This window comes from Acinetobacter sp. USHLN143 (assembly GCF_037145695.1).
GTDB classification, from domain to species: Bacteria; Pseudomonadota; Gammaproteobacteria; order Pseudomonadales; family Moraxellaceae; genus Acinetobacter; species Acinetobacter fasciculus.
This window is the reverse complement of the sequence record NZ_JBBCWZ010000025.1, coordinates 15,928-41,678: the sequence shown is the minus strand read 5'-3', so window position 1 is coordinate 41,678 and position 25,751 is coordinate 15,928. Positions and strand designations below refer to the sequence as shown.

At 42.9% G+C, this 25,751-nt stretch carries 24 protein-coding genes, 1 rRNA gene and 1 riboswitch; of the genes, 11 read left to right on the top strand and 14 right to left on the bottom strand.

The window, feature by feature from the left end; translation table 11 throughout:
- Positions 1–291 precede the first annotated feature (291 nt).
- A 5S ribosomal RNA gene (rrf, locus tag WFH18_RS08680) occupies positions 292–406 on the top strand.
- A 399-nt stretch (positions 407–805) separates the two neighbouring features.
- Here rrf and WFH18_RS08675 read toward each other — a convergent pair.
- The 6 genes from WFH18_RS08675 to WFH18_RS08650 all read right to left on the bottom strand — a co-directional run bounded on the left by WFH18_RS08675 (position 806) and on the right by WFH18_RS08650 (position 6,718).
- Entirely contained in the window at positions 806–1,387 is a 582-nt protein-coding gene (locus WFH18_RS08675) for a lytic transglycosylase domain-containing protein (RefSeq protein WP_004280479.1), read from the bottom strand.
- A 124-nt stretch (positions 1,388–1,511) separates the two neighbouring features.
- Positions 1,512–2,003: a GNAT family N-acetyltransferase gene (locus tag WFH18_RS08670; RefSeq protein ID WP_004280478.1), complete on the bottom strand. Its 492-nt coding sequence runs from the start codon at positions 2,001–2,003 to the stop codon at positions 1,512–1,514.
- Positions 2,004–2,116: 113 nt separating this feature from the next.
- Positions 2,117–3,316, bottom strand: a complete 1,200-nt coding sequence (locus WFH18_RS08665; protein WP_004280477.1) for an acyl-CoA dehydrogenase family protein — start codon at positions 3,314–3,316, stop codon at positions 2,117–2,119.
- Positions 3,317–3,339: 23 nt separating this feature from the next.
- Positions 3,340–4,626 (bottom strand): acyl-CoA dehydrogenase family protein, encoded by a 1,287-nt coding sequence (locus WFH18_RS08660; RefSeq protein ID WP_336754746.1) that lies wholly within the window; start codon positions 4,624–4,626, stop codon positions 3,340–3,342.
- A 246-nt stretch (positions 4,627–4,872) separates the two neighbouring features.
- Positions 4,873–6,249, bottom strand: a complete 1,377-nt coding sequence (locus WFH18_RS08655; RefSeq protein ID WP_004280475.1) for an ABC1 kinase family protein — start codon at positions 6,247–6,249, stop codon at positions 4,873–4,875.
- A gap of 160 nt (positions 6,250–6,409) precedes the next feature.
- Positions 6,410–6,718, bottom strand: a complete 309-nt coding sequence (locus WFH18_RS08650) for a hypothetical protein (RefSeq protein ID WP_004280474.1) — start codon at positions 6,716–6,718, stop codon at positions 6,410–6,412.
- Positions 6,719–6,919: 201 nt separating this feature from the next.
- Between WFH18_RS08650 and WFH18_RS08645 the strand changes: the two genes are divergently transcribed.
- From WFH18_RS08645 to WFH18_RS08620, 6 genes are all read left to right on the top strand, one after another.
- Positions 6,920–7,306, top strand: a complete 387-nt coding sequence (locus tag WFH18_RS08645) for a hypothetical protein (protein ID WP_039902247.1) — start codon at positions 6,920–6,922, stop codon at positions 7,304–7,306.
- A 204-nt stretch (positions 7,307–7,510) separates the two neighbouring features.
- The gene (gene prmB / locus WFH18_RS08640; RefSeq protein WP_004280472.1) at positions 7,511–8,521 is read left to right on the top strand and encodes a 50S ribosomal protein L3 N(5)-glutamine methyltransferase; all 1,011 of its coding nucleotides are present in this window, start codon (positions 7,511–7,513) and stop codon (positions 8,519–8,521) included.
- A gap of 13 nt (positions 8,522–8,534) precedes the next feature.
- Positions 8,535–9,629 carry a chorismate synthase gene (aroC, locus tag WFH18_RS08635; protein ID WP_004280471.1) on the top strand — a complete coding sequence of 365 codons (1,095 nt, stop codon included), beginning with the start codon at positions 8,535–8,537 and terminating at the stop codon, positions 9,627–9,629.
- A gap of 67 nt (positions 9,630–9,696) precedes the next feature.
- Positions 9,697–10,218 (top strand): GNAT family N-acetyltransferase, encoded by a 522-nt coding sequence (locus WFH18_RS08630; protein ID WP_004280470.1) that lies wholly within the window; start codon positions 9,697–9,699, stop codon positions 10,216–10,218.
- Between the two features lie 125 nt (positions 10,219–10,343).
- Positions 10,344–11,252, top strand: coding sequence for an AEC family transporter (locus tag WFH18_RS08625; protein WP_039902245.1), 909 nt, complete (start codon positions 10,344–10,346; stop codon positions 11,250–11,252).
- A gap of 300 nt (positions 11,253–11,552) precedes the next feature.
- Positions 11,553–11,640, top strand: a riboswitch (glycine riboswitch).
- 135 nt (positions 11,641–11,775) lie between these two features.
- Entirely contained in the window at positions 11,776–13,020 is a 1,245-nt protein-coding gene (locus WFH18_RS08620) for a D-amino acid dehydrogenase (protein WP_004280468.1), read from the top strand.
- Positions 13,021–13,102: 82 nt separating this feature from the next.
- Here the strand turns inward: WFH18_RS08620 and WFH18_RS08615 are convergent, their stop codons facing one another.
- The gene (locus WFH18_RS08615) at positions 13,103–13,756 is read right to left on the bottom strand and encodes an A1S_1983 family putative colistin resistance protein (RefSeq protein ID WP_336754745.1); all 654 of its coding nucleotides are present in this window, start codon (positions 13,754–13,756) and stop codon (positions 13,103–13,105) included.
- Between the two features lie 100 nt (positions 13,757–13,856).
- On the opposite strand from WFH18_RS08615, the gene ispF reads away from it, so the two are divergent.
- Positions 13,857–14,345 carry a 2-C-methyl-D-erythritol 2,4-cyclodiphosphate synthase gene (gene ispF / locus WFH18_RS08610; RefSeq protein WP_004280465.1) on the top strand — a complete coding sequence of 163 codons (489 nt, stop codon included), beginning with the start codon at positions 13,857–13,859 and terminating at the stop codon, positions 14,343–14,345.
- A 2-nt stretch (positions 14,346–14,347) separates the two neighbouring features.
- On the opposite strand, the gene WFH18_RS08605 is transcribed toward ispF, so the two are convergent.
- From WFH18_RS08605 to WFH18_RS08595, 3 genes are all read right to left on the bottom strand, one after another.
- Complete coding sequence (locus WFH18_RS08605) at positions 14,348–14,872, bottom strand: protein tyrosine phosphatase family protein (RefSeq protein WP_004280464.1); 525 nt, start codon at positions 14,870–14,872, stop codon at positions 14,348–14,350.
- 64 nt (positions 14,873–14,936) lie between these two features.
- A complete protein-coding gene (locus WFH18_RS08600) occupies positions 14,937–16,028 on the bottom strand; it encodes a 3-deoxy-7-phosphoheptulonate synthase (RefSeq protein WP_174766804.1) in 1,092 nt (363 codons plus the stop codon).
- A 127-nt stretch (positions 16,029–16,155) separates the two neighbouring features.
- The gene (locus tag WFH18_RS08595) at positions 16,156–17,046 is read right to left on the bottom strand and encodes a sulfite exporter TauE/SafE family protein (protein ID WP_004280461.1); all 891 of its coding nucleotides are present in this window, start codon (positions 17,044–17,046) and stop codon (positions 16,156–16,158) included.
- Between the two features lie 387 nt (positions 17,047–17,433).
- Between WFH18_RS08595 and lpxB the strand changes: the two genes are divergently transcribed.
- Positions 17,434–18,606, top strand: a complete 1,173-nt coding sequence (lpxB, locus tag WFH18_RS08590) for a lipid-A-disaccharide synthase (protein ID WP_004280460.1) — start codon at positions 17,434–17,436, stop codon at positions 18,604–18,606.
- Between the two features lie 2 nt (positions 18,607–18,608).
- On the opposite strand, the gene WFH18_RS08585 is transcribed toward lpxB, so the two are convergent.
- Positions 18,609–19,559 (bottom strand): AraC family transcriptional regulator, encoded by a 951-nt coding sequence (locus WFH18_RS08585; RefSeq protein ID WP_004280459.1) that lies wholly within the window; start codon positions 19,557–19,559, stop codon positions 18,609–18,611.
- 188 nt (positions 19,560–19,747) lie between these two features.
- On the opposite strand from WFH18_RS08585, the gene WFH18_RS08580 reads away from it, so the two are divergent.
- Positions 19,748–20,962 (top strand): alkane 1-monooxygenase, encoded by a 1,215-nt coding sequence (locus WFH18_RS08580; RefSeq protein ID WP_004280457.1) that lies wholly within the window; start codon positions 19,748–19,750, stop codon positions 20,960–20,962.
- Between the two features lie 54 nt (positions 20,963–21,016).
- On the opposite strand, the gene WFH18_RS08575 is transcribed toward WFH18_RS08580, so the two are convergent.
- Positions 21,017–22,840 carry an acyl-CoA dehydrogenase gene (locus WFH18_RS08575; protein WP_004731193.1) on the bottom strand — a complete coding sequence of 608 codons (1,824 nt, stop codon included), beginning with the start codon at positions 22,838–22,840 and terminating at the stop codon, positions 21,017–21,019.
- A 78-nt stretch (positions 22,841–22,918) separates the two neighbouring features.
- On the opposite strand from WFH18_RS08575, the gene WFH18_RS08570 reads away from it, so the two are divergent.
- Positions 22,919–23,899: a GlxA family transcriptional regulator gene (locus WFH18_RS08570; protein ID WP_004280454.1), complete on the top strand. Its 981-nt coding sequence runs from the start codon at positions 22,919–22,921 to the stop codon at positions 23,897–23,899.
- Between the two features lie 6 nt (positions 23,900–23,905).
- Here WFH18_RS08570 and WFH18_RS08565 read toward each other — a convergent pair whose 3' ends face one another.
- Both WFH18_RS08565 and WFH18_RS08560 read right to left on the bottom strand, forming a co-directional pair.
- A complete protein-coding gene (locus WFH18_RS08565; RefSeq protein WP_004280453.1) occupies positions 23,906–25,108 on the bottom strand; it encodes an MFS transporter in 1,203 nt (400 codons plus the stop codon).
- Positions 25,105–25,548, bottom strand: coding sequence for a MarR family winged helix-turn-helix transcriptional regulator (locus WFH18_RS08560; protein ID WP_004280452.1), 444 nt, complete (start codon positions 25,546–25,548; stop codon positions 25,105–25,107). The genes WFH18_RS08565 and WFH18_RS08560 overlap by 4 nt, the downstream gene beginning before the upstream one ends.
- Between the last annotated feature and the right edge of the window lie 203 nt (positions 25,549–25,751).

Sequence of the window (25,751 nt, the reverse complement as noted above, 5' to 3'; positions counted from 1 at the left end):
TAGGTTGGATGTGGAAGCATAGTGATATGTGAAGCTGACCAATACTAATTGCTCGTGAGGCTTGACTATACAACACCCAAACAGTTGTTGTACGAACTTCGAAAGAAGTGAGGATCAATCGATTCGATATTCAGCAAAACAGCTTGATTTAGTGAACGCTAAAGAACAAAATACGACAACTCAGATATACCTGTTAATGAACGATGTTCAAAGCACTGCTTTGAACAGAGTGCAAGATTTGAAGAAAGCTAAGGCAACCATAAGACCTCAGTAAGTAATCATACCAGTTGTGCTGGCGACCATAGCAAGAGTGAACCACCTGATCCCTTCCCGAACTCAGAAGTGAAACCTCTTAGCGCTGATGGTAGTGTGGGGTTACCCATGTGAGAGTAAGTCATCGCCAGCTCATTATTCGAAAATCCCCCTCCGCCAAGGCAGAGGGGGATTTTTTTGTGCGTGGAATTTTAGATAAGATATTTAACATATCTATATCTCAAAGTTGATCAGATTCTTCTGAGACAGAGAATTCCTGTTAATTTGTTTGACCTATTGGGATCTCTGTAAAACTAGCGCTATAAGAGTTTACAAGCTGATCTTATAAACCTTACAAAATAAAAAACCAGCGAATCGCTGGTTTTTTATTGCAGACTATTTTAGCTGAATATATATATCATGGCTGAGATTAATAGGTTGTAGGTATACTTTCATGGTAAAAACTTTAATGGACACAATTAGCGATTACTATTTACCAAATATTAAATAAAATAGCCTAAGTATGGTTAAATTAATTCTCTTTATTCAGTCATTAGAGAGAGTCTTTTAGCATTTTTTTATGCTGTTTTACTCGGTTGGCATAACGTTTACCTTGTTTACGCATTTTACGATTATTTTCATAACCTGACGGACCTACATTATAATAGGCAAGCGCTTTCTTCCAGTCACCGGATGATTGATTATATTTAGAAAGAATATATGTACCACATTGGATATTACTGCTTTCATTGTATAAATCACCAGGGCAGGTTTGTTGCCAATATCTTGGAATCACTTGCATCAAGCCTACCGCACCTGCTGGCGAAGTTGCTTGGCTACGATAAGTAGATTCCTGATGAATCACAGCCGCCACTAGGAGCGGATCTACACCTTGATTTTGTGCATGTTGAACAATTAAAGGTGAAACACGATTAGCTGTACTGGATGGGGTGGAGTAAGCAGTTTGAATGCCTTTAGATAATTTAGCTGCGCGCTTTTCTACCGAGCCTCCGCCCAAGGATGAACAACCCGCAAAAAGAAAAGTGCTCAATAAAATAGAAGAAAATTTAAAAGAATGAGAATTAAATAGTGAACGTTTAGATTTAATTGGATTTAATAGATGAGAAAAAAACAAACTGTGAATTCCATGCCTGAATAAACGTATTTCGATGTTAGGCAGCCTATATACAAGAGTCAAGCTCGCTGCTGATGAAAGCACTTTATTAATGTACAAACTTTATCTATCTACTAAAAAATCTCTAAGTTGAAAGGTTTTTTAGCATCCAGATTTCACAGGCTTCACTATGTCCGGTATTGCCTTCAGGGTGATCAAGATGCTGAAAACCGAATTTTTCATAAAGTTTCACCGCTTGCCAAAGCACTTTAGTTGTTTCTAGATAGACTGACTTAATCTGATGGGCCAGTGCAAATTCAAAGGATAATTCTAAAATTTTCTTGGCAAAACCCTGCTTACGAATTTCAGGTAAAAAGTACATTTTCTGAATTTCTAAAATAGTTGCATCACCTTTTAATGGCGCAATTCCACCACCCCCGTAAATTTTATTTTGTTGATCCACAACAACCCAGTAAGCTGATTTTGGTTGCTGATAAACTTGATATAGCTCATCTAGAATAGAATCACCTACGGCAAAACCAGATTCTGCTGCCAGTCCAAATTCTTGGGAAACACGACGAATAATGTTTGCAATTTGGGCATTATCTTCAGGCTGAATAGGACGAATAGAGTACATATTGGACTGATTTTATTTTGAAAAAACGATGAATTTTTATAACCTTAAATCCTTAAAAAATCCATCGTTTAATTAACTCATGTAAGTTTAATTCGCTACTTAATGAGTAATCATTATTTTAATTCGCTCGATGATTTTCCTAGTTCCCGACGGGCAATAATCAGTTGCTGAATTTGCTGGGTGCCTTCAAAAATATCCAGAATCTTGGAATCACGCGCCCATTTTTCTAAAAGTTCAGTTTCGTTATAACCAATGGCTGCCGCAAGTTCGACACATTTTAAGGTAATTTCATTACCGATCCGACCGGCCTTGGCTTTGGCAATAGATGCTTCACATGAATTTGGTTTGTGATTATCGGCCATCCAGGCGGCCTTCAGCATCAGCAAGCGTGCTGCTTCCCATTCAGCTTCCATACGATAGATTTGTGCTGCGATATTAGAGCTTTGTAAATACGGTGTGGCATAAGTAGAGTCCAGTTGATCCTTAAAAATCTCCTTGATGCGTTCCAGCGAGGCTTTCGCACAACCAATCGCCATGGCTGCAACCAGCGGGCGAGTATTATCAAAGGTTTCCATTACGCCAGCAAAGCCTTTAGCAACATCGATTTCTGCATGACCGAGCAAGTTTGCTGCAGGTACTCGACAGTTGATAAAGCTAATCATGGCAGTATCGGATGATTTAATCCCTAATTTATGTTCTAGTCGTTCAACCTTCATTCCTGGAGTACCTTTGGTCACCACAAATGATTTAATTGCCGATCGTCCCAGTTTTTTATCCAAAGTTGCCCAAACGACCACTGCATCAGCACGCTCTCCGGAGGTTACAAAAATCTTCTCACCATTCAGAATATAATCATCACCATCTTTGGTTGCAGTGGTACGAATTGCAGCGGAATCTGAACCGCAACCTGACTCGGTAATCGCCATGGCGGCCCAAGTTTCATGAAAACGGTGCAATTGCTCCTCATTGGCAACAGCTGCAATGGCTGAATTTCCTAATCCTTGGCGTGGCATCGAGAGTAATAAGCCAGTATCGCCATAACACATTTCAATAATGCTTAGGGCGGTAGACATATTGATACCATTTTTATTAGTCGTATCTGCATCGCCACGTTTATTGACTGCTGCACCAGCATTCATGCCTTCACTACCTTGGTTCATGCCATCCACGACTGAAGCGAGCATGTCTAGCTCTATCGGATAAGCATGTTCAGCCTTGTCGTATTTACGTGAAATAGGACGCAAAACATTGAGGGCAACTTCATGTGCTTGATCAATTAAAAGCTTAAATTTTTTTGGAGTTTGTAGATTCATCATTGTTCTTCTTTATGTTCTGATCAGGTATGCAAGCCAGAATGGAGAATGGCAGTGGCTCTCAAGTCTCTATACCAGCGTTCTACCGGATGTTCTTTGGTAAAGCCATGACCACCTAAAATCTGTACACCATCGGTGCCTATTTTCATGGATTTTTCTGCGCAGAGCAGACGCGCTATATAAGCCTCACGATGGAAAGCTTGACCGGATTCAGCCAGACTGGCGGCATTCAAGATCAACATTTGCATCGCATCAATTTCAATGGCCATATCGGCAATCATAAAGGCGACACTCTGACGATGGGAAATCGGTTCACCAAAAGCGATATGTTCATTGGCATATTGCACACAGTATTTTTTGACTGCTTCACAGGTGCCCACCGCCATCGCACACCACATCAAATTGCCCAAATCTACGAATGCACGATAATCAAAATCTTCATCACCCAGACGATATGCCGGAGTATTTTCAAATTTTAGCGTGACTGTTTCAGTGGCCTTTAAACCCATAGCCGGCGATTTTTTCGCAGTGATGGTACTGTCGCGTTGCACCACAAAGACCTCAGCTCTGCCATCCAGATCAGCACTGACCAGATAGAGATCGGCACTTTCTCCCAAGAGCACTAAGGTCTTTTGACCCCGAATCAGATAATGTCCCTGATGTGCAACAGCCTTGGTTCTAAGTTGCTCCGGGTTAAACGCTGCTGTTTCTTCCTGCACTGCAAAGGTGGCCTTTAACTCAGGATTCTCTGCGAAAGCGCCCAGATATTCTGACTGAATCTGCTCTGAGCCCCAGCGGGTAATGGCGTTAATGAAACTAAAAGTCGAAAGTAAGCCAGCCGTCAGACTGAAATCACCCTGAGCCAAATGTTGAGCGATTAAAATATTGCTGACAATATTCTGTTCCGATGCAACGCCCCCCAATGCTTCAGGCAGGGCATAGAAATTCAAGCCTAAATCAGTGCTGTATTGCCAGAGTTCATGGGGAAATAATTCATGCTGATCTGCATCATGCGCCAAGGGATACAGCACCTCTTGGGCAAATTGCTGCATGGCATCACAGGTCATTTGCTGTTCTTCAGTCAGGTTTAGATCAAATAAGGATTTAGACTGATGCGGCAGACGCTGTTTTTGAATCTTCTGGCCAGATTTCAGGATTTTCTGGGTTTGACTCAGGGTTTTGAATCCTACTTTTGAACTTTGATAAAGTGATTTTTCTACAAATTTCCGCAGCTTTAACTGGTCTAATACTTCGCTACCCGCGATTTTGGTCAGTATGGACAAGCCAAATCCTTGGGCTTTATTCACCATATTATTCATTCTGATTATCCTAAAGGTGTTGTCACGTTATTTTTTTTAATACTGACATGCACTCAGAGATAAAACCATGCCATCCCTGACACGAATGATTGACAATTTTTAGGTTTCGGGGATTGAAGAAATGGAGGAATAAATCAATGAAAAATAAAAGAAAGATAAAAATATAAAAAATCGAATATGTCTAAAAATTGACCCGAATGACAAAATCATCCGGGTCTTTTTAATGCAGATTTTATTTTAAGAGAGATGATGTCTAATCATGGCACGCACATTGGTTTTGGCATCAATCACGGTCATAAAGGTATAGGCACCAATAAATTTACGGCTAATAAACATAAATTCTTTGGGTGGAACACTGAAATAACGTGAAGCCATAGATCTCGATGCCTGTTGCATCACACGGCTATGCAGCTGGCTTTTTTTCCAGTCATAGCGATTATGTTCATCCATGATGCCAGCTGGCAATTCTTGATTATTTAGCGGTGAACTAAACGCTTCGGTGGCCAGTAAAAAGACTTTGGCCATATCCGGTTTGATGCTTTGCGGAATCGAATCAAAAAACTCATAACCAGTCATCGCCTTGACCATCATATCCGAGTCATGATGATAGCCTGCCTGGATCAGGTTACGCGCAACACTGAGCAGATGCTGGTCAAACTGGCGGATCGCGCCAAAGTCGAGCAGAATGATCTTGTCGTGCACATCTGCGCCATTGCCCAGACGAACCAGATAATTACCAAAGTTCGGATCGGTTTGCATCTCGCCCCATTCGAAGATTTCACGCACTGCAATTTCCAGAGACGCTTCACCTAACAGGTTGCGGCGTTCTTGGGGCAGGGATAACATTACCGGGCTATTGATCGGCACACCACGTTCAAAAGTCATGCATAGCACACGATCTGAGCAATATTCATTAATAATGGTTGGGACGATATAACGAGGATCATCTTTTAAACGCGCCGCAAAACGACGCGTGGTATCTGCTTCAATCTGATAATTTACTTCACGGTGCATCATCTCACGGACTTCATCGAACCACTGGTCGAATTCGCGGGTCTGCGGCACGATGCGAGTCAATTTCAGCATGTTTTTAAACAGGCTCATATCGGAATCAATCGCTTCTGCCACACCCGGATACTGAATTTTTAACACCAGTTCCATGCCATCAGATTTTCGGGTAGCGCGATGTACCTGTGCCAAAGAAGCTGTGCCCAAAGGTTCATGATCAATGGTGAGATCGTCGAGTTTTGAACCGAGTTGTTGCTGTAACTGGGTCTTGATGGCTGGCCATGCCAATGCTACCGTCTGATTGTTTAGGGTATTGAGAGCCTGAGTGACTTCTTCTGGCAGAAAATGCTCACCATATAGCGCCATCATCTGGCCAATTTTAACGATAGACCCTTTCAGCTTGCCAATTTCTGCGACCAGATAATCGGCCTGTTCTTTCATAGCTTTTTTACGTTTCTTTTCTTTTTCTTCTTCGCTTGAGAACATGGAGCTTGCACTAGAAGCCGCCCAACGCGTACCTGCCAGCAAGGATGCCTTTGCGATCGATAAGCGTCGATCCATAGAGGAGGTTTTCAGTTGTTTAAGCTTATCGTTCTGATCTGACATGTAAACTCGATCCTTTCATCATCAGCATGAAGCAGAATAAATCATTGTAAGGGATAGTAGCGTTTCTGCACGTATTAAAAAAGTTTAAGCCGCTGAATTCATAGTAAAAACTAGGCAAGCTTTCATTAATTCACCAACCTGTATCAGTTTAGACAGGGCATTATGCCATTTGAAATTGGATTTTTAATTCAGATCGTTGTTGTAACTGTTGTTTATTTGTTTGAATATGTTGATGAATCAGGCGCTGCACACTGTCATGCATAAAGCCCAAAGCATAGCCTTTTACAATCACAATACTAGGCAAACCAAAAAACAGATATTTAGCATCATCTAGTGTTGCACTGCTAAAAACCCCATGCTGCATTAAGGTCGACTGCAAAAATACCTTTTCTTGCTGCACCTGACTGGAGGCTTGATCATTCCAGTAATTCTGGCGCATCGCCATAAGATTATTGTGCTTATAGCTCATAGATCTGGGCTCATTTGAAGATTGAATGCGGATTATATGTGGGTCATGGGCCAATTTTCAATTGTGCAACTGTTTTAATCTTTCATTCCGAGAAAGGCATAGGATTTTTGTCCGGACTGCGTTAATATCAGTGGATAATTTAAACAATATTGATTGTTAAACATTTATTGGGATTGTACCGGTTTCGGTCAAGGGGAAGTTATGCGTCTTGCATGGTTTTTAGTTGCAATTTTTGCGGGTACTTCGGTTCAGACACAAGCTGCTGTTGGGTATTCTAAGGAATATACACAGTGCATGAATTTTAGTTATGGTAATACACCCAAAGCTGAAAAATGCTTGGAAAAAGAGCTGAAAGTTCATAATAAACGTTTGAAGAAAAACTATAAAACTTATTTTAAATTGAATCCGAATCAGACTGCAGTTATCCGCAGTCAGCATGTATTGTGGGAACGTAAACTGTCCCAGCAATGTAACTTTAGAATGTCAGGAAAATATGCCAAGCAGCAACAGGGTCAATGTATGCTGGCTTTGATCATGGATCAGGCCAATCTTTATCAATCCCGCTCTTATGCGTCCGGGTTCCGATAAATCATCATAGTATTAGCATCGACATTTAACAGAAACATCCCTGAATAAAGTAAACATTTATCTGAATAATCGCTCACAAAAACAGGAGTTTTATAATTTTTGTGGGCGTAGAGAATTCGTGTTTTTCCTGCTTTTAGCATTATAAAAGCAGGCAAAACAAGGTATCATAAGGCGTTTAAAAAAATGACCTTGGAGACGCCTTAAGTGGATCGACCGACTATTAGCCCTGAACATATGCAGGAAGCCGCTGAAAATTTAACCACCATTCGTGATTTTATTCGTTTTGGTGTGACAGCATTACGTCAATACGATGCACATTTGGGCCAAGGCACAGAAGATTATTTTGCTGAAAGTTCAGCGCTAGTGCTGCAAACCCTGTCGCTAGAATGGAAAGCGGACGCTGAAATTTTAGATGCCAAATTATTACCAAGTGAAAAAGCCGAATTTTTAAGTCTGCTGGAACGCCGTATTAATGAAAAAGTACCAACTTCATATTTATTGAACCTGGCTTACTTCGACGGTAAACCTTATTACGTTGATGAGCGCGTGCTAATCCCTCGTTCACCGATTGCTGAACTGATTCAAAACCGTTTTGCCCCGTATTGCCTGGGTGAACATGGTCAAATGGGTGAGGCAGTCAATAACTTGCCGGAAAACCCGAATCCAAAGACGCCTCAACGTATTCTAGATATGTGTACCGGTTCAGGCTGTATCGCGATTGCCTTGGCTTATGCTTTCCCTGAAGCGGAAGTGGATGCGACTGATATTTCCAAAGAAGCCTTAGAAGTTGCGCAAATCAATACTGAGCATCATGACAAGCAATATCAGATCGCATTGCTTGAATCGGATTTGTTCGAAAAAATTCCAGCCGAAAATCAATACGATTTAATCGTATCTAATCCGCCGTATGTCGATGCGGAAGATATGGCGGATTTGCCTGAGGAATTCCATCATGAGCCTGAGCTTGCGCTTGCTGCAGGTCAGGACGGTCTGGATCTGGTGCGTAAAATGCTGGCTCAAGCTGCAGATTATCTGACTGAGAATGGCCTGATCGTGATCGAAGTGGGTAACTCAGAATGGGCGATGTGCCAAAACTTTAATTCGGTTGATTTCTACTGGTTACAATTCCAGAAAGGTGGTACGGGTATCTTTGCATTGACTGCAGAGCAATGCCGTACTTACCGCGATTTATTTATTCAGTCTATTCAAGCATAAGGAGTCGTTTGACATGGCAGGTAATAGTATAGGGCAACTGTTCCGTGTAACGACTTGTGGTGAATCTCACGGTGTTGGCCTGATGGCCATCATCGATGGGGTTCCACCCGGCATTGAGCTGACTGAAGCGGATTTGCAAAAAGATCTGGACCGCCGTAAGCCGGGTACATCGAAATTTGCAACCCAGCGTAAAGAACCAGATGAAGTAGAAATTATTTCCGGTGTGTTTGAGGGTAAAACCACCGGTACTTCAATTGGTTTGTTAATTCGTAATACGGATCAAAAATCGAAAGACTACGGCAATATTGCGCAGACATTCCGACCGGGTCATGCCGACTATACCTATACCCAAAAGTATGGTTTCCGTGATTACCGTGGTGGAGGCCGTTCAAGTGCGCGTGAAACGGCAATGCGTGTTGCTGCGGGTGCAATTGCCAAGAAATTCCTTTTCGAGAAATTTGGCATTGAGATTCGTGGTCATGTAACCCAGATTGGTACTGAAAAAGCAGAGAAACTGGACTGGAACGAAGTTCCAAACAATCCGTTTTTCTGTGGCGATGTGGATGCAGTACCGCGTTTTGAAGCGCTAGTGACGTCTTTGCGTGAGCAAGGTACCAGTTGTGGCGCTAAACTGGAGATCATTGCATCTAAAGTGCCAGTCGGTTGGGGCGAGCCAGTCTTTGATCGTCTGGATGCTGATATTGCGCATGCCATGATGTCGATTAATGCCGTTAAAGGTGTAGAAATCGGTGATGGTTTTGGCGTTGCTGAACAGTTTGGTCATGAAAGCCGTGATGAACTCACCACAGAAGGCTTCCTGGCCAATCATGCTGGCGGTATTCTAGGCGGTATTTCTAGCGGTCAGGACATTCGTGTTGCGATTGCGTTGAAGCCGACTGCATCTATCACCACGCCGGGTAAAACCATCAATATTGAGCGTGAAGATACTGATGTGTTGACCAAAGGCCGTCATGATCCTTGTGTGGGTGTGCGTGCAACCCCGATTGCTGAAGCGATGCTGGCGATAGTACTCATGGATCATTTCATGCGTCACCGTGCGCAAAATGCCGATGTAGTTGCGCCATTTGCACCGATTGAACCTAAATAATTTGCTTTAACTTTAAAGTGAAATTGTTTTAAAGTCAGACTCCGGTCTGACTTTTTTTATTTATAAAATGAATCACTATAAAAATATACGATTGGCAAGCAAAGCTGATGTTCAGCAACTTACTATGCTGATTAATACAGCTTATCGTACTCCGGGTGGATGGACGACTGAAGCAGGAATGATCCAGGGTGATCGTATTCAAGAAAAACAGTTATATGACTTGCTCAATTTAGAAAATTTTCAGCTCTTTGTGTTGGAAATTGATAATAAGCTTCTTGGTTGTATTGGCGTGAGCTTAGGACAGCAAGTAGCAGAGATTGGAAGCTTTGCTGTTGCACCTGCTGAGCAAAACTCGGGTTATGGCAAGCAATTATTGGACTTTGCCGAATCCCATATTTTCGAAATATTTAAAAAGAAAGTGATTCAGATGTCAGTATTAAATGTCCGTATTGAACTGCTGGCATATTATCAGCGCCGTGGCTATCAGCTGACTGAAAAGATTGAAGCATATCCACTGGGTCAAAATGTCGGAGAACGGTTGATTACGTTACATTTGCTGATTTTAGAAAAAATCAGCAAATCAATATGATTAGTTGATGGAAATTCAAGCTTTTTACTGCTTAAATTGAGTAGTGGGAAAGCTCCTGAACATGCTAAGTTTTCTGTTCAGTCTAAGTGACTTAAGATTAGGCAGAAAACAGACCAGGATGTCATATGCTGCATATTATTTTAACTTCTTTATTTCCTCTCATCGGACTGATCAGCTTTGGCTATTTACTTAAGCGCAGGCAATGGTTGAGTGATGATTTTTGGCGAGGCGCAGAAAAGTTAAATTATTATGCACTGTTTCCGGTGATGCTGTTTTTAAATCTGGCCACTGCCAAGATTCAAATGGATGTCATTCAGGATGTAGTGCTTGTCGTATTTAGTATAATGGCTGTGGTCAGTATTGCACTGTATATTTTGCGTCATATTTACCAGATATCTTATGCGCGTTTCGGCGTCTATGTTCAGGGCTTGCTGCGCTTTAATACCTATATTGGCCTTGCTGCTGTTAGTGCCTTATTTCATCAGCAAGGTATGACCATCTTCGCGGTGATCATGGTGCTGTGTATTCCTTTGGTGAATATCTTATCGGTGCTGGCATTTACCCGTAGTCATGATATGCAGCTGAAAAAAATCATCCTGGATTTGTCTAAAAATCCATTAATTCTAGGCTGTATTGTGGGTGGTTTATTTAATCTTTCTGGTTTGTCACTCTGGACTGGAGCAGAGCAGTTTCTTAAACAGATTGCACTGTGCAGTTTGCCGCTCGGTTTGATGTGTGTGGGAGCAGCCTTACAGTTTCAGGGTTTTCAGCGTGATGTGTTGCCACTCAGCCTGATAACCTTTGGCCGCCTGTTCGGAATGCCGCTGATTGCATTTTTAGTGTGTAAAATTTTCCAGATTGATGCATTAACTACTCAGGTTTTGGTCTTGTTCTTTGCACTTCCTACCGCTTCAGCTTCGTATGTTTTAACCCGGGTATATGGCGGCGATAGCGAGTTAATGGCCAGTATTATCAGTGTACAAACAGTGGTCGCAGCAGTAAGCTTAGTACTGATGCTTTCTTGGCTTATCTAAAATTCTAAAATGGATAAGGAAAACTCTACATTTTAAATTATTAAAATAGCCTAAGCAAAAAAAAGGTTAAATTTTATTTAAGCGCCAAAATTAAATAAGTTCTGGAATTTTATAAAGGGTAGAACTTACTCGTTTTACTTACGGCAGCAAAATCTAAAAATTTAATATCTAGGCAATATCCTCTATCACACATGTATACTGTTAATTAAAAAAAAGAATCATGGATAAATTCACGTGAATTAACATAAATAAAAACTGTGTTTCTCCTAAAAATGGTATATAAATTGCTCATGATAATAAAACATTATTGCAGGAGAGAAATGCTTCTGCATTCGCCGAAGGAGCAAGGTCCCAGGAAACTCTCAGGCAAAAGGACTGTGATAATGGATAAAGACTCTGGAGAGAAGTGTTGAATCACTCACCGAAGGGGAAGGTGGCCGCATTGATGTGCAATGTATCTACCGAAGCTCTCAGGTACACATGACAGATGGGAAAAGACATCAATACAATCAAGGAGGTGTCTATGCGTCATGTCGTGGTGATTGGAGCCGGGATTACTGGAGTAACCACAGCTTATGAGCTTGCGCTATCAGGCTATCAAGTGACCGTGGTTGATCGGCATCTATATCCGGCAATGGAAACATCCTTTGCCAATGGCGGCCAGCTTTCTGCCTGTAATGCCGAAGTATGGAACCAGAAAGCCACAGTACTCAAAGGCATCAAATGGATGTCACAAAAAACCGCACCACTTTTGCTCAATCCTTCTTTCAGTGTGCATAAATACAGCTGGCTCATGGAATTTCTGGGCAATATCAAACATTATGAAGCCAATACCCGAGAGACTGTACGGCTGGCTTTACTGGCAAGAGCACGCTTATTTGAAATTGCCGAAACAGAAAATATTGATTTCAATTTAGAAAAACGCGGCATTTTACATTTTTATCATAACAAAACGGATTATGATGTTGCGATCAAAGTCAATGATCTGTTGTGTAGCGGTGGTCTGGAGCGCAATGCAATTTCCAATGCAGAAATTAAGCAGATCGAACCTGCATTAACTGGCGATTATTATGCGGGATTTTACTGTCAGAGCGATGCCACCGGGGATATTCATAAATTTAGTACTGGTCTGGCCAAAGCCTGTATGCAAAAAGGTGTGAAATTCGAATTTGGTCAGGATGTTTTCGCTGTTGATCATCAGGCTCAGAATATTCGGGTTAAATGCAAACCCAGTACTGAAAATGTCCATTCCTCTCCAGATGATGTTCTAGAAATTAATGCAGATGCCATAGTGGTCTGTGCGGGGGTTGGCAGTTATCAACTGGCTGAGATTCTTGGTGAACGAGTCAATGTCTATCCAGTCAAAGGCTACTCGATTACCGTGCAACTGAATGATGAGCAGAGCCAGAACAACGCACCTTGGGTCAGTCTGCTAGATGAAAGTGCGAAAATTGTCTTGTCACGCCTAGGCAAGGATCGTTTGCGTGTTGCAGGAACAGCCGAGTTTAATGGCTATAACCGGGATATTCGTGCTGACCGAATTCAACCTTTAATTGACTGGACCAATCGTAATTTTGACCTGTGTACTGAGCATGTGGTGCCTTGGGCAGGCTTACGCCCCATGATGCCAAATATGATGCCTGTGGTACGCCGTGGCAAACATGAGCGGGTCTTTTACAATACCGGACATGGTCATCTGGGCTGGACTTTATCAGCTGCAACGGCTGCGATGATTAGTCAGGAAATTGCGCAATACTATCCAGCTTAAATTGATAGCCCGCTTGCGGGCTATTTTTTACATCAAAGATATCATTTTATATAACAATAAATTTTAATATTTTTAAATTAAATCAATCATATAGTCGATAAATACCGGTAAAGCGTTCACAGCCTTTCTGCTGGCTACTGACCGCTAAAATGGCTTTAGTATAGTTAAACTCATAGCGGCAGTCATTTTCGTTATCGGTGATCTGGTTTTTTGTCTCAGGCGTGGTATAGGCTAAAAAAGGAATGATCTGTTTCTCGGTCCGGTTATTCGGATTACGATAGGCTAGGCCTTCAATCTTGATCCGGTCTTTGGTCAGTTGATGAATCTTGAGATGTACAGGCTGCTTGGCGATTTGTCCCTGTTCAAACTTAATATAATGCTGGGTCAGACTTTGATTCAGTGAAATATAGACATTTAAATCATCTAAACGCCATTCAAACTGCTGTTTAAAACAGTCTAGCGTTTTGCATTGCTGTAAACGGGTCGCCCATAATTGTTGGCTATCTTGCAATAAGCGCACAGGCGCATCGGTAATCAGAAAAGCAGTAAAGTATTGGTCTGCGAGTTTTGCACGAGATTCAGCCAGCGATGCTGAGCAGACTTTATTCATGGCAGCCGTTTTTTTGCTGTCATCGCTACAATCCATTGTGATCGCTGAGCTACCCGTAGAAATCATCCCCAGACCGAGCATCAGGCCAATTATTTTCAACATATTTATATCAGTTTTCAGTAGCATGATCGCTTATACTTTCACTGTGTTACGCTTGGTCTAACTATAGCGAAATAGAAAGCAAGTGTACAAGATTTCAATGGGCTATTTCTAAAGGATGTATAAGGTGATCGCACAAATTCGTATTGGCCAGGGGCTGGATGTGCATGCATTTGAAGAAGGTGATTTTGTCACTCTGGCAGGCATTCAAATTCCGCATACTCACGGTCTGAAAGCACATTCGGATGGTGATGTAGTGCTGCATGCACTCTGTGATGCTTTGTTGGGTGCTTTGGCGCTGGGAGATATTGGCCAGCATTTCCCCGATACAGATCCTGAGTTTAAAGGTGCGGATAGCCGGGTACTACTCAAGCATGTTTATCAGCTAATTCTGGATCGTGGTTATCACCTGAATAATGCCGATATTACCGTGGCCTGTGAACGTCCAAAACTGGCTAAACACAATCTGGCGATGCGTCAAAGTATTGCAGATGTCTTGGATGTTGATGTGACTCAAATCAGTATCAAAGCCACCACCACTGAACAGTTAGGTTTTACCGGTCGTCAGGAAGGAATTATGTCCATGGCAACCGTGCTATTGAGCCACAGCAAATAAAATCAGGCAAAATAATTCGGATTAATCAAGGAAAGTTCCAGTTCCTGAGTTGCTTTACGGCCTTGTAGCTGTAGAGCAACCGCATGCATTAAACCGGTCCAGGTTTCATTCGGTTCCCAGATCTGATGCAAGTGTTCTTGTGCTGTAGGCAGATCCATATCCATATAGTATTGACGATATAAATACATCAGACAGCTGACATGGTAGTTTTGCGAACAATGTACCCAGACCATTTGCTCTTTTACCAGATGATCGATCAGGTCCAGTACCAGCAGGCATTGATTGTCTGAAGGGGTTTCCCAGGAAATCGGAACCTGAATATAGTTCAGTCCCAGCTCAAGGCAAATTTTATCTTCATGCGGCAGATACTGTTCGCTATCGGTCAGCGCCACATTGATGACAGTAGATACACCGTATTCTTTCATCAGCTGTAATTGGGTAGTGGTCGGTTGACCGGAGCTAAACAGATGTTCGTGTATGAACTGAAAATTCTCAATCTGGCTTAATGCCGTTTCAATATCATTCATCAGATAAATTTTCCTTGTTCTAGAAATGCAAACGCCATCTTGGCGATGGCGTTGGTCAGATCATTTAACGATTAGGTAAAATGTCTTTCAATGCCTCATGCATGTCGAGTAAAACTTTTTCAGTCGTTTCCCAGTCGATACAGCCATCCGTAACGGATTGACCGTATTCCATATCATTCAGGTTCGCCGGAATGTCCTGACGACCACCCTTAAGATGACTTTCTACCATAATACCAACAATTGACTTGTTTCCATCAAGAATTTGTTCGGAAATGTTTTTAAGTACAAGTGGTTGCAGGTACGGGTCTTTGTTAGAGTTGGCGTGGCTGGCATCAATCATGATCTTGGTGCTGACTTTGGCCTTGGCTAGAGCAGCTTCTGCATCGGCAACCGAGCCTGCATCGTAGTTCGGTTTGCCATTACCGCCACGCAGTACCACGTGAGCATAAGGATTGCCTGAAGTGCGAATCACAGCCACCTGACCCTGATCATTCAGACCGAGGAAGCTGTGACCATGTTTCACAGATTGCATCGCATTGGTCGCGACCGTTAAACCGCCGTCAGTACCATTTTTAAAGCCGACTGGTGAAGAAAGGCCAGAAGACATTTCACGATGGGTCTGGCTTTCTGTGGTACGTGCACCAATTGCTGACCATGAAATCAGGTCTTGGTAATACTGTGGCGAGTTTGGATCAAGTGCTTCAGTGGCACATGGCAAGCCCATTTCATTCAGTTCAAGTAATAGCTTGCGACCGATACGCAGACCTTTTTCAATATTGAATGAATCATTCATGTCTGGGTCATTGATCAGGCCTTTCCAGCCTACGGTAGTCCGTGGTTTTTCAAAATAAACCCGCATCACGATGTATAAGCTGTCTTTAACTTTTTCGCTCAGTACTTTTAAGCGTTCAGCATATTCATGCGCCGCCGCCGGATCATGGATAGAACAAGGGCCAATTACAACGAACAGGCGTTTGTCTTCACCATCCAGAATTTTACGAATCGTTTCACGACCATGCAGTACGGTTTGATAAGCAGTTTCAGTCAACGGTAACTCTGCTTTAAGCTCAGCAGGGGTTACAAGAGGAATCATGCTGTGGATATTCACGTCATCAATATCTGATGCTGAAATAGGATTTGACTGTTGTGTATTCATTGCCGTCACTGGTTCGATCATACAAAAGGTTGTTTAATAGCCCGAATATAACATGAATGATGCGTCACTTTGTTATAAAAAAGATGAATACTTCTTTGAAAAAAAAGTGATGAATCGGATAGTTAACTTAAACGGACGGGGAATTTTGATTCACAATTATCATTGCTGTTTCAGCAGGTTGAGCCGGTTTTGATTTCACAGGATTAATCATGAAATTTACACCGAGGGCAAATAGGGTAATACCTAAAATTTTGCGGATCAGTTTTTCCGGCATACGTGAGCTGAGTAAAGTGCCGACAATAATCGCCGGAATAGACCCCACCAATAACCACATGAGCAGCATGAAATCGACATTGCCTGAAGACATATGACCCAGCCCTGCAACCAGTGTCAGTAATACCGCGTGCACCACGTCAGAGCCAATAATACGAATCATCGGCAGATTCGGGAACATCACTACAAGTGCCATGATACCAAATGCACCGGCACCCACTGAAGATAGCGTGACAAATATGCCCAAGATAATGCCCATGATGATGATAGCAACGCGCTTTTCTTTGGCTTGCAGCTTCACTTTTTCCAGATCCTGCGTCATATCCGGTAGTTCTTGTTTTCTGTATTTATTAAAAAGATTTTCGATCTGGGTGCGAAACAGAATGGATAAGCCGGTAATAGTCAGCATAAAGCCCAAGACCATGGTCAGGACGGCTTTGTAATGCGTCGATTGGCTCAGATAGTTCTCGAGTACCCAATGCGTTGCAAAAGATGCGGGAATACTGCCAACGGCCAGCCAGATCACAATCGGCCAGACAATATTCATTTTCTTGGCATGCACAAACGAGCCACAGAATTTAGAAATCGCGGCATAGAGCAGGTCAGTACCAATCGCGATATGCGGTTCAATCCGGAATAAACTGATAAGAATTGGCGTCATTAATGAACCGCCACCGACACCGGTGACACCTACACAAAAACCTACCAGAACGCCTGCTAAAATAAATTCAATCGGACCAAACATGCATATATGCCAAAATCAAAAAACGAGCATATCTTATGACTTTTGGATATAAGTCGTTGTCTTGATTATTGATTTACTTATGCATAAAAAAGATAAAGCTAGGTGAAGAATATTAGGTGATCTTTCATGTTTATTCACTGGGTTATGTATAAAGTGCGAATATAATGATTGATTTTAACTATCCGATTTGCCCCATTTCTGTCTAATTGAATGTACCTGTAAATGTCGATTTAATTCTTTTTATGCAAGCTCCCTTATTGACTAAGTTATTCTAAACGGTGGGTTTCTTAAAATTAGAAGATACTTAAGCTTCTTCCGGAATAGCCATAGGATTATGTTAGAATCCCGATTCAATAAATTTCCATGCGGATCTGAGAGGAAACCCACTTGCTAAATCGAAAACTTAAAATTGGAATCGTGGTCGGTGAAGTTTCTGGAGATACGCTTGGCGCAAAATTGATTCGCCGTTTTAGTGAGCAAGGCATTGATGCTGAATTTGAAGGTATCGGTGGGCCACAAATGATCGCTGAAGGCTTTAAAAGCTATTATCCGATGGATATTTTATCGGTGATGGGCATTGTCGAAGTTTTAAAAGATATTAAAAAACTGTTTGCTGTGCGGGATGGTCTGGTGGAAACCTGGACTAAAGATCCGGTCGATATTTTTATCGGGATTGATGCGCCTGATTTTAACCTGCGTTTGTCAAAAACCATTAAACAAAAACAGTTACCGATTAAAACCGTGCAATACGTCAGTCCTTCGGTCTGGGCATGGCGTCAAGGCCGTATACATGGCATTAAAGCCAGTATTGATCTGGTGCTGTGCCTGTTTCCATTTGAAAAAGCGTTCTTTAAAAAATGGGATGTTCCTGCAGCTTTTGTCGGACATCCGCTCGCTAGCCAATTGCCGCTTGAAAATCCAATTCTGGAGGCTCAGACAGAATTAGGCCTAGACCCAGATCAGAAATATATTGCATTATTACCGGGAAGCCGCCGTGGCGAGATTGAGCGTTTGGGACCTTTGGTTCTGGATGCAGCTAATATTCTGCATCACAAATATCCGGATTATACCTTTCTGATTCCTGCGATTAATGATGCACGCAAGCAGCAAATCGAAAGTTTACTGGCCACTTATCCTGAGAGCTTAAAAACCCAAATTCGCTTGATGGAAAATACCAGCGCTGAATCCAAAATTGGCCGTCAGGTCATGAATGCATCCAATATTATTGCACTGGCGTCTGGAACTGCAACGCTTGAAGCGATGTTGCTGCACCGTCCGATGGTGACTTTTTATAAATTGCACTGGCTGACCTATCGAATTGCCAAATTACTGGTAAAAATCCCATATTTTTCATTACCAAATATAATTGCTGGCAAAAAAGTGATTCAAGAACTCATCCAATCCGCTGCTACACCTGAAAATCTGGCAGCTGAAATTGAAAAACTGATGGATATTGAAGCAGCGCAGATTCAGGTTATGCAGCATATCACCATGCACAAGCAGCTACTTTCTGGCAATAGCGAAGATCCGGTCACAGCAGTATTGGCATTAGTCCAGTAATTTTAGTCTGGTAATAAAGACTGGTTCTTCTGACAATTCAGCCGGTATTGGGTCGGCGTCTGTTCAAACTGTTTTTTAAAACTTTGCCTAAACGCCGTCTCGGATGAATAACCAACCAGATAAGCGATCTGCTGGATACCAAATCCACTATTTCTCAAATATTGCGCGGCGAGGCGCAGGCGGTGCTGTTGCAGATAGGCAAGGGGCGGTTCACCGACAATCTGGGTAAACAACTGGGCGAATTTAGAACGTGACATATGACATTGTTCGGCCAGACTTTCTACAGTCCAAGACTGTTCAGGTTTGCCATGAATCGCCGCCAGTGCATTGGATAGTTCCGGATGCGAAAAAGCATTCAGCCAGCTCGAGGCATTTTCCAGGTTTAAAATATAATCACGTACGCATTCAATCAGTAAAATACTGACCAGATGATCCAGAATCTTGTCACGTCCGGGACGAAGCTGCTGGGTTTCCAGTGCCAGAAACTGCAAGCCAACCTGTAACCATTCTGGCGCCGTATCACCCAGAATATGTTGAATATGCAGGTATTTAGGTAATGCACTCAAAAGAGGTTTGGCCATCTGGATATCCAAGCTAGAACGAATAGCCAGTATGAAACTATGCTCCGCCGAATTTTCCCGATTGAGATCAACACATTGCTGTGCATTGCTCTGAAAATAAGGATTAATCGCATGGTGCTCAGAAAAATCGGCATTGTCTGGGCAGGAAACATGATGGGAGGAACCTGCGGGTAATAGCACCAGATCACCTTGTTGCAGCTCCAGCCGATCACCATTCATAAACTTTAATTGCGCCTGTCCTTGTAACAGGATATAGGCCAGCATAAAGGGTTCATGTTGATAGTCAAAGCCGCCCGGATGAAATACATTCAGATAAAGATATTCCGATTTTTCCAGATGAATATCATCAAAAATTTTACTTAAAGCATCCATGCCTAACTCTATTCTTCTGTTTTATTTCATTTAATTGACTATAAATTTTTTAACTTTGTGATTTTAGGCCAGAATTTGGCAGCATGTGCCAAAGACGCTGACATAGCTTTTCTGGACGTTGAATACTGTTCGCTACTGCTGAAATAATCAACTATAAGTGCAGAGTAACATAAAAAAGGAAGGTCGCAATGAATGCCCCTGCACAAATCCAGAAAGCGCAGTTTACGCAGGAAGCGTCGGCACTAAAAGGTGTCAAGCTGGATAAAAAACGTTTTGGCTGGTTGCTCAGCCCAGGTCTGCCTGTGATCGGAATGGGAATTCTGGCCGGTTATCATTTTGGTCCCAAAGCGACTAAAAAAGTCTTTGCCATGGGCGGACTATTATTACTGCACGTAATCATTCCGACTCTGGATGCCCTGATTGGCGATGATGCCAATAACCCAAATGATGAGCAGATCAAGGCACTGGTTAACGATCCTTATTATGACCGCATTGTAAAAGCATTTATTCCCTTGCAAATGGCAGCCAATGCCTTTGCCGGTTATGTCGTAAGCCGGCCAAATGTGTCTTTGCTGGATCAGGTACTGCTTGGAGTTTCTATGGGTGCGATTAATGGTGTGGGGGTGAATACCGCACATGAACTCAGTCATCGTCCACAGAAAAAAGACCATTACTGGTCTCATGCCAGCCTGATGCCTTTGGGCTATAACCATTTCCGGATCGAACATCCTTATGGACACCATAAACGGGTGGCGACACCAGAAGATCCGGCATCTTCAAAAATGGGTGAATCTTTTTACCGTTTCTGGCCACGTACCGTAATAGGCGGATTAAAATCTGCAATCCAGATTGAAAAAAGACGGCTCGAGCGTAAGGGACTGAAATTCTTTAATCAGGAAAATGAGCTGTTTCATGGTTGGGCCATGAGTGCCGGCTATCATGCCTTGATGCTAAAGGCGTATGGCAAGAAAATTATTCCTTATACACTGACACAGGCATTTTATGGCGTTAGCCTGTTTGAGATTGTGAATTATATCGAGCACTACGGACTGAAACGTGGACAGAAAGCGGATGGCAGTTATGAGCGAACCTTGCCGGAACATAGCTGGAATAACAACAATATCGTAACTAATCTGTTTTTGTATCAGTTACAACGCCATTCTGATCATCATGCTTTTCCAAGCCGTCCATTTCAGGCGTTGCGGCATTTTGATGAAGCGCCAGAATTACCCAGCGGTTATGCAACTATGCTGATTCCAGCCTTGATTCCACCTTTATGGTACAAAATCATGGATCAGCGGGTATATCAGCACTATCAGGGCGATTTAAGTAAGGCTAATATCTTGCCTTCCAAGCGTGCCAAGCTATTTAAAAAATTTGGTGTAAATAACTCTACAGCTTAATGAATTACAAAATAAAAATGCGCCGATAAAGGCGCATTTTTTGATTAATTCTGCCTAGAACCAGTCGGCTTGCATATTCAGGCAAGTATCATCCAGATGCATCAGTAATTTGGCCTGATGTTCAATTTCAGGGAGTTCCCAGCGAATAAAATATTGAGCTGCCTGAATTTTCCCTGCCAGAAAAGTCTGATCTTCTGCCTGCGAAGATGTGCCAAACTTGAGTTGAGCCTGATTCGCCATTTCCAGCCATAGCCAGGCTAGGATGGTCTTACCCATCATATCCAGATACAGGCCTGAATTGGCCAAAGCTTCGCTGACTTTGCCTTGATGCAAGGCCTGGCCTAAAATCTGTGTAGTCTTTTGCACAGTGGCAAGATGCTGTTTATAGATCTTTGCGAGTTCCACTATCTTAGGTTCATGAATCTCTGACAAGGTCTTCTGGATGCGCTGCATGAGCAGATTGAGCCCTTTGCCATTATGCTGCCAGAGTTTACGTCCCAGCAGATCCAGAGATTGAATGCCGTAAGTTCCTTCATGAATCGGATTGAGCCGGTTATCACGGTAACATTGCTCCACCGGATATTCACGCGTATAACCCGCGCCGCCCAGGACCTGAATAGCCAGATCATTGGCTTTCGGACCATAGGCAGAAGGGAAAGATTTGACCACCGGGGTGATGAGATCAAGCAGAATTGCACTATCTTCATCTTGAGCTGCCTGAAGTTCATCAATTAATCGGGCTGCAAATAAGCAAAGTGCCAGCGAACCTTCTACATATGACTTTTGCGCCAGTAGCATGCGTTTGACATCGGTATGTTCAATGATATTTACTGGTTTCGAGTCAGGTGTTTTTTCATGAACTGGCCGGCCTTGCGGACGGTTTTTAGCATAATCCAGAGATTCCAGATAGCCACGATAACCAATCATGGCTGCGCCTAGACCGACACCCACACGTGCTTCATTCATCATCTTGAACATATATTTTAAGCCATGACCGGGTTCACCAATTAAATAGCCTAAGCAATTATCATTTTCTCCAAAGCTTAAAACTGTAGATGTAGTACCTCGATAGCCCATTTTGTGTAGTAAGCCAGCCAGCTGTACATCATTAGCTTCACCGAGTGAACCATCCTCGTTGGTTTTGAATTTTGGTACGATAAACAGGGAAATTCCTTTCACGCCTTGCGGCGCATCCTGAATCCGCGCCAAGACCAGATGCACAATATTTTCGGTAATGTCCTGATCGCCACCCGAAATAAACATTTTCTGGCCTTTAATTTTATAAATTCCATCTGCCTGAGGAATGGCTTTAGTGTTCAGATCGCCCAAAGAGGAACCTACATTCGGCTCTGTCATGGCCATGGTGCCAGCAAAGCGGCCACTCAACATATGCGGTAGGAATATTTGCTTTTGTTTTGGGGAGGCAAAAGCCTGTATCAGGTTCGCCGCAGCGGCCGTTAGAAAAGAATAAGCCACGGTGGACGGATTGGCCGACATAAAATAAGCATTGCAGGCCATATTCACCAAAGTGGGCAGTTGCATGCCACCATCTGCATAATCATGCTGGGCGCAAAGCAGGCCGGCATCGGCAAACTGTTGCCAGGCTGTCTTCACTTCATCAATGGTTTTGACCTGTTTGCCATCAAAGTTCGGTTCTTGTTGATCAGCTTTGGCATTATGCGGCGCAAAATAATCAGTCGCGATACCTTTTGCCGTTTCCAGAATACTGTCGAAAGTATTTTTGTCATGATCCTGATAGCGTTGCAGTTTAGTCAGCGCTTCAAGTTTGAATACGTCATAAAGCTGGAAATGCAGATCTTTATCATTAATCAGTTGGGTCACGGTACTGTCCTGAATGTGCAATCCTTGAGATAGCATCAAGACTAGCAGTTGCTTTTATTGAGGAGGATTGTCAATAATGACATGAATCGGGTGAAAAGTGACAATTAGTAAAGTATGCAACAGGTGGTGATTTTAGGCTTTCATGGGGCTCTGGCTTCGGCCATTACGGGTGTGGTCGATTTATTTACCATGGCTGGCGTAAGCTGGAACCGGATCCAGCAGCAGGATGTACAGCGCCTGTTTAAGGTGAGTATCGCCAGTCCGGATGGACACCCGATTCGGTGTATCAATGGGCTGCAGTTGCAGGCACATGTTTCTTATCAAGAGATTCAAACTGCAGATATTCTGGTGGTACCGACCATCGCTGCACCAATTCAGGATGTATTGCAACAAAATCCAGAACTGATTCATTTTTTAAAATCTGCACATGCAGATGCGACTTTAATTGCAGGAAACTGTACCGGAAATTTTTTTCTGGCAGAAGCAGGCATTTTAGATGACCGAGTTGCAACAACGCATTGGGGTTTTCAGGAAATGTTCCGTTCACGCTATCCTAAGGTGAAACTGAATGCCGATCTGATGATTAGCCGGGATCAGAATATCTATTGTGCGGGTGGAGGCCTGGCCTGGTTTGACCTGGGTTTGCATCTGATTGAGCGCTTGTATGGCTTTGAGGTGGCCATGCAATCGGCTAAATCTTTCGTAATTGATTACCGCCGTGATAGCCAGTTGTCTTATTCATTGCTGAATATTGGCCGGCCGCACCATGATGAACTGGTACAAAAAATCCAGAACTGGCTAGAGCAGCATTTTCATGAAGATTTTAGTTTGAACCAGCTGGCAGAGCAGTTTAATGTGACTGGCCGGACCCTGATTCGACGCTTTAAACAAGCCTTAGACATACCGCCCAATCAGTATCTACAAGCGATCCGGATTGAGGCTGCCCGTAAACGACTGGAAGAAACCGATCAAGCTGTGGATGTGATCATGCAAAATGTCGGCTATCAGGATCCAAGTTCATTCCGCCGTTTATTTCATAAAAAAACCGGTCTGACGCCGTTGGAATACCGGCGCCGGTTTAGCCGACGCTTTTAAAAGCGCTTAATGAGAAGGCTGTACTTTTCCCACTTTACGGCCATGCAGAAGGTAATACCAAACCAGGCAGCTCAGGGTGAGCAGCGCCGAGAACAGATAAAGCTGACGATAACCAATCTGATCCAGCAGCATACCCAGGAAATAAGGGCCAAAACCAAGACCGGCATCCAGGGCAATAAAGAAGGTTGAGGTAGCAAGCCCCATACGCTGCAATGTCGTACTTTTCACCGCAATGGTTTGACACACTGACTGGATATTACCAAAACCAAAACCAAGCAAGGCAGCACTGGCAAGTAACATCACAGAGTTTTGCGCCTGACTGAGGAGCAATATCCCCAGTGCCATAATCACAATGGCAGGATAGATAATGATATTTTCGCCTTTACGATCCATGAGCGGGCCGGTAAAAGGACGCGAAAGCAAAATGGCAAAGGCATACATTAAGAAAAAGAATGATGCTGCTTCGACCAGATTAATGTCTTTGGCATAAAAATGAATAAAGGACAGTACACCTGAATAAGAAGTAGCCACCAGCAGTACAATCAGTGCAATCGGTAGGGCATTCGGTTCAATATACTGGGCCAGTTTACTGGTGCTTTGCGAAGTAGAATCTGCTGACGAATGACCTGCCTTAAGGCGTGGTGGCTGGATGAACAAGCCACAAATCAGGCAGCTGAGCGCAACGATACTGGTAAAGATGAAAATTACCTGATAATTAAAATTTGTCATCAGCCAGATTCCGGCAAAGGGACCAATCGCTGTGCCGAGGGTGCTGCTCATGCTGAAATATCCAATTCCTTCACCACGTCGTGTGGCAGGAATGGTCTGTGCAATCACTGTACCCAGTACAGTAGAAGCCATACCCATCATAAAGCCATGTATCAGACGGATGCCTAGTAAAACTTCCAGCTTGGCCGGAATCATATACAGTCCGGAAAAGAGTAGGAAACCAGTCAGGCCAATGACAAGCGTATTTTTTAGGCCCAGACGATTCAGTAATTTTCCGATCAATAAGCGTCCGAATAGGGTGCCGACAATAAACAGACCTGATACCAGACCGGCTTGTGCAGTCGAAGCCCCTAGCTCAGCCACTGAGTAGCCGACAATCACAATCACCAGTAAGTAGAACACCAGAACCAGCTGGAAATTCACCAGACTGATCAGGATAAAATTGGGCGTCCATAAAGGCGCTTCTTGTTCTTGGCTCATTGAGGTCTGTCCTGAGATGAGGGATATAACTGCTGAATGAGTTGCATCAAGGTATTTTTACTGCCTTCAAGATCATCTGATTCAACGTGCTCAAGCAACTGATCTTCAAATGCATCGATCTGTTTGGAACACATCGCAAAGGTCTCAATTCCTTGCTCACTCAACTTGAACAGCTTTTGACGTTTGTCTTCAGTTTCGAGTTGGGCAATCAGATCGAGTTCAACCAGTTGCTGAATCCGCTTAGTAATACCGGGCTTGGATACATTGAGATAACTGGAAATATCTGCCAGCGTGCATTGTTGCTTTGACTGGATGACGTATAACACCTGCCATAAGGAATAATTTAATTGAGATGACAACAAGATCGTATTGATCTCATCGCTCATCAGTCGTGCGCAGCGTAATAACAGCGTACGAAGTCGGGGAGATTCGGAAAACATATGGTTAGTTAACCTGGGTAACTAAATTTAGGCCTAATTTACGCCTGTTTTATCTAAAGCTCAAGAGGAGAGTTTTAAAAATTATTCAGAGTAATATTTTCTTTATCAGCAAGAGTTACATAGTTTAACCTGATTAAAAAATAATCAACAAAAGACTACATACTTTTTATAACAGCCACGCCTAAGCTAGCCATGTCACTAGA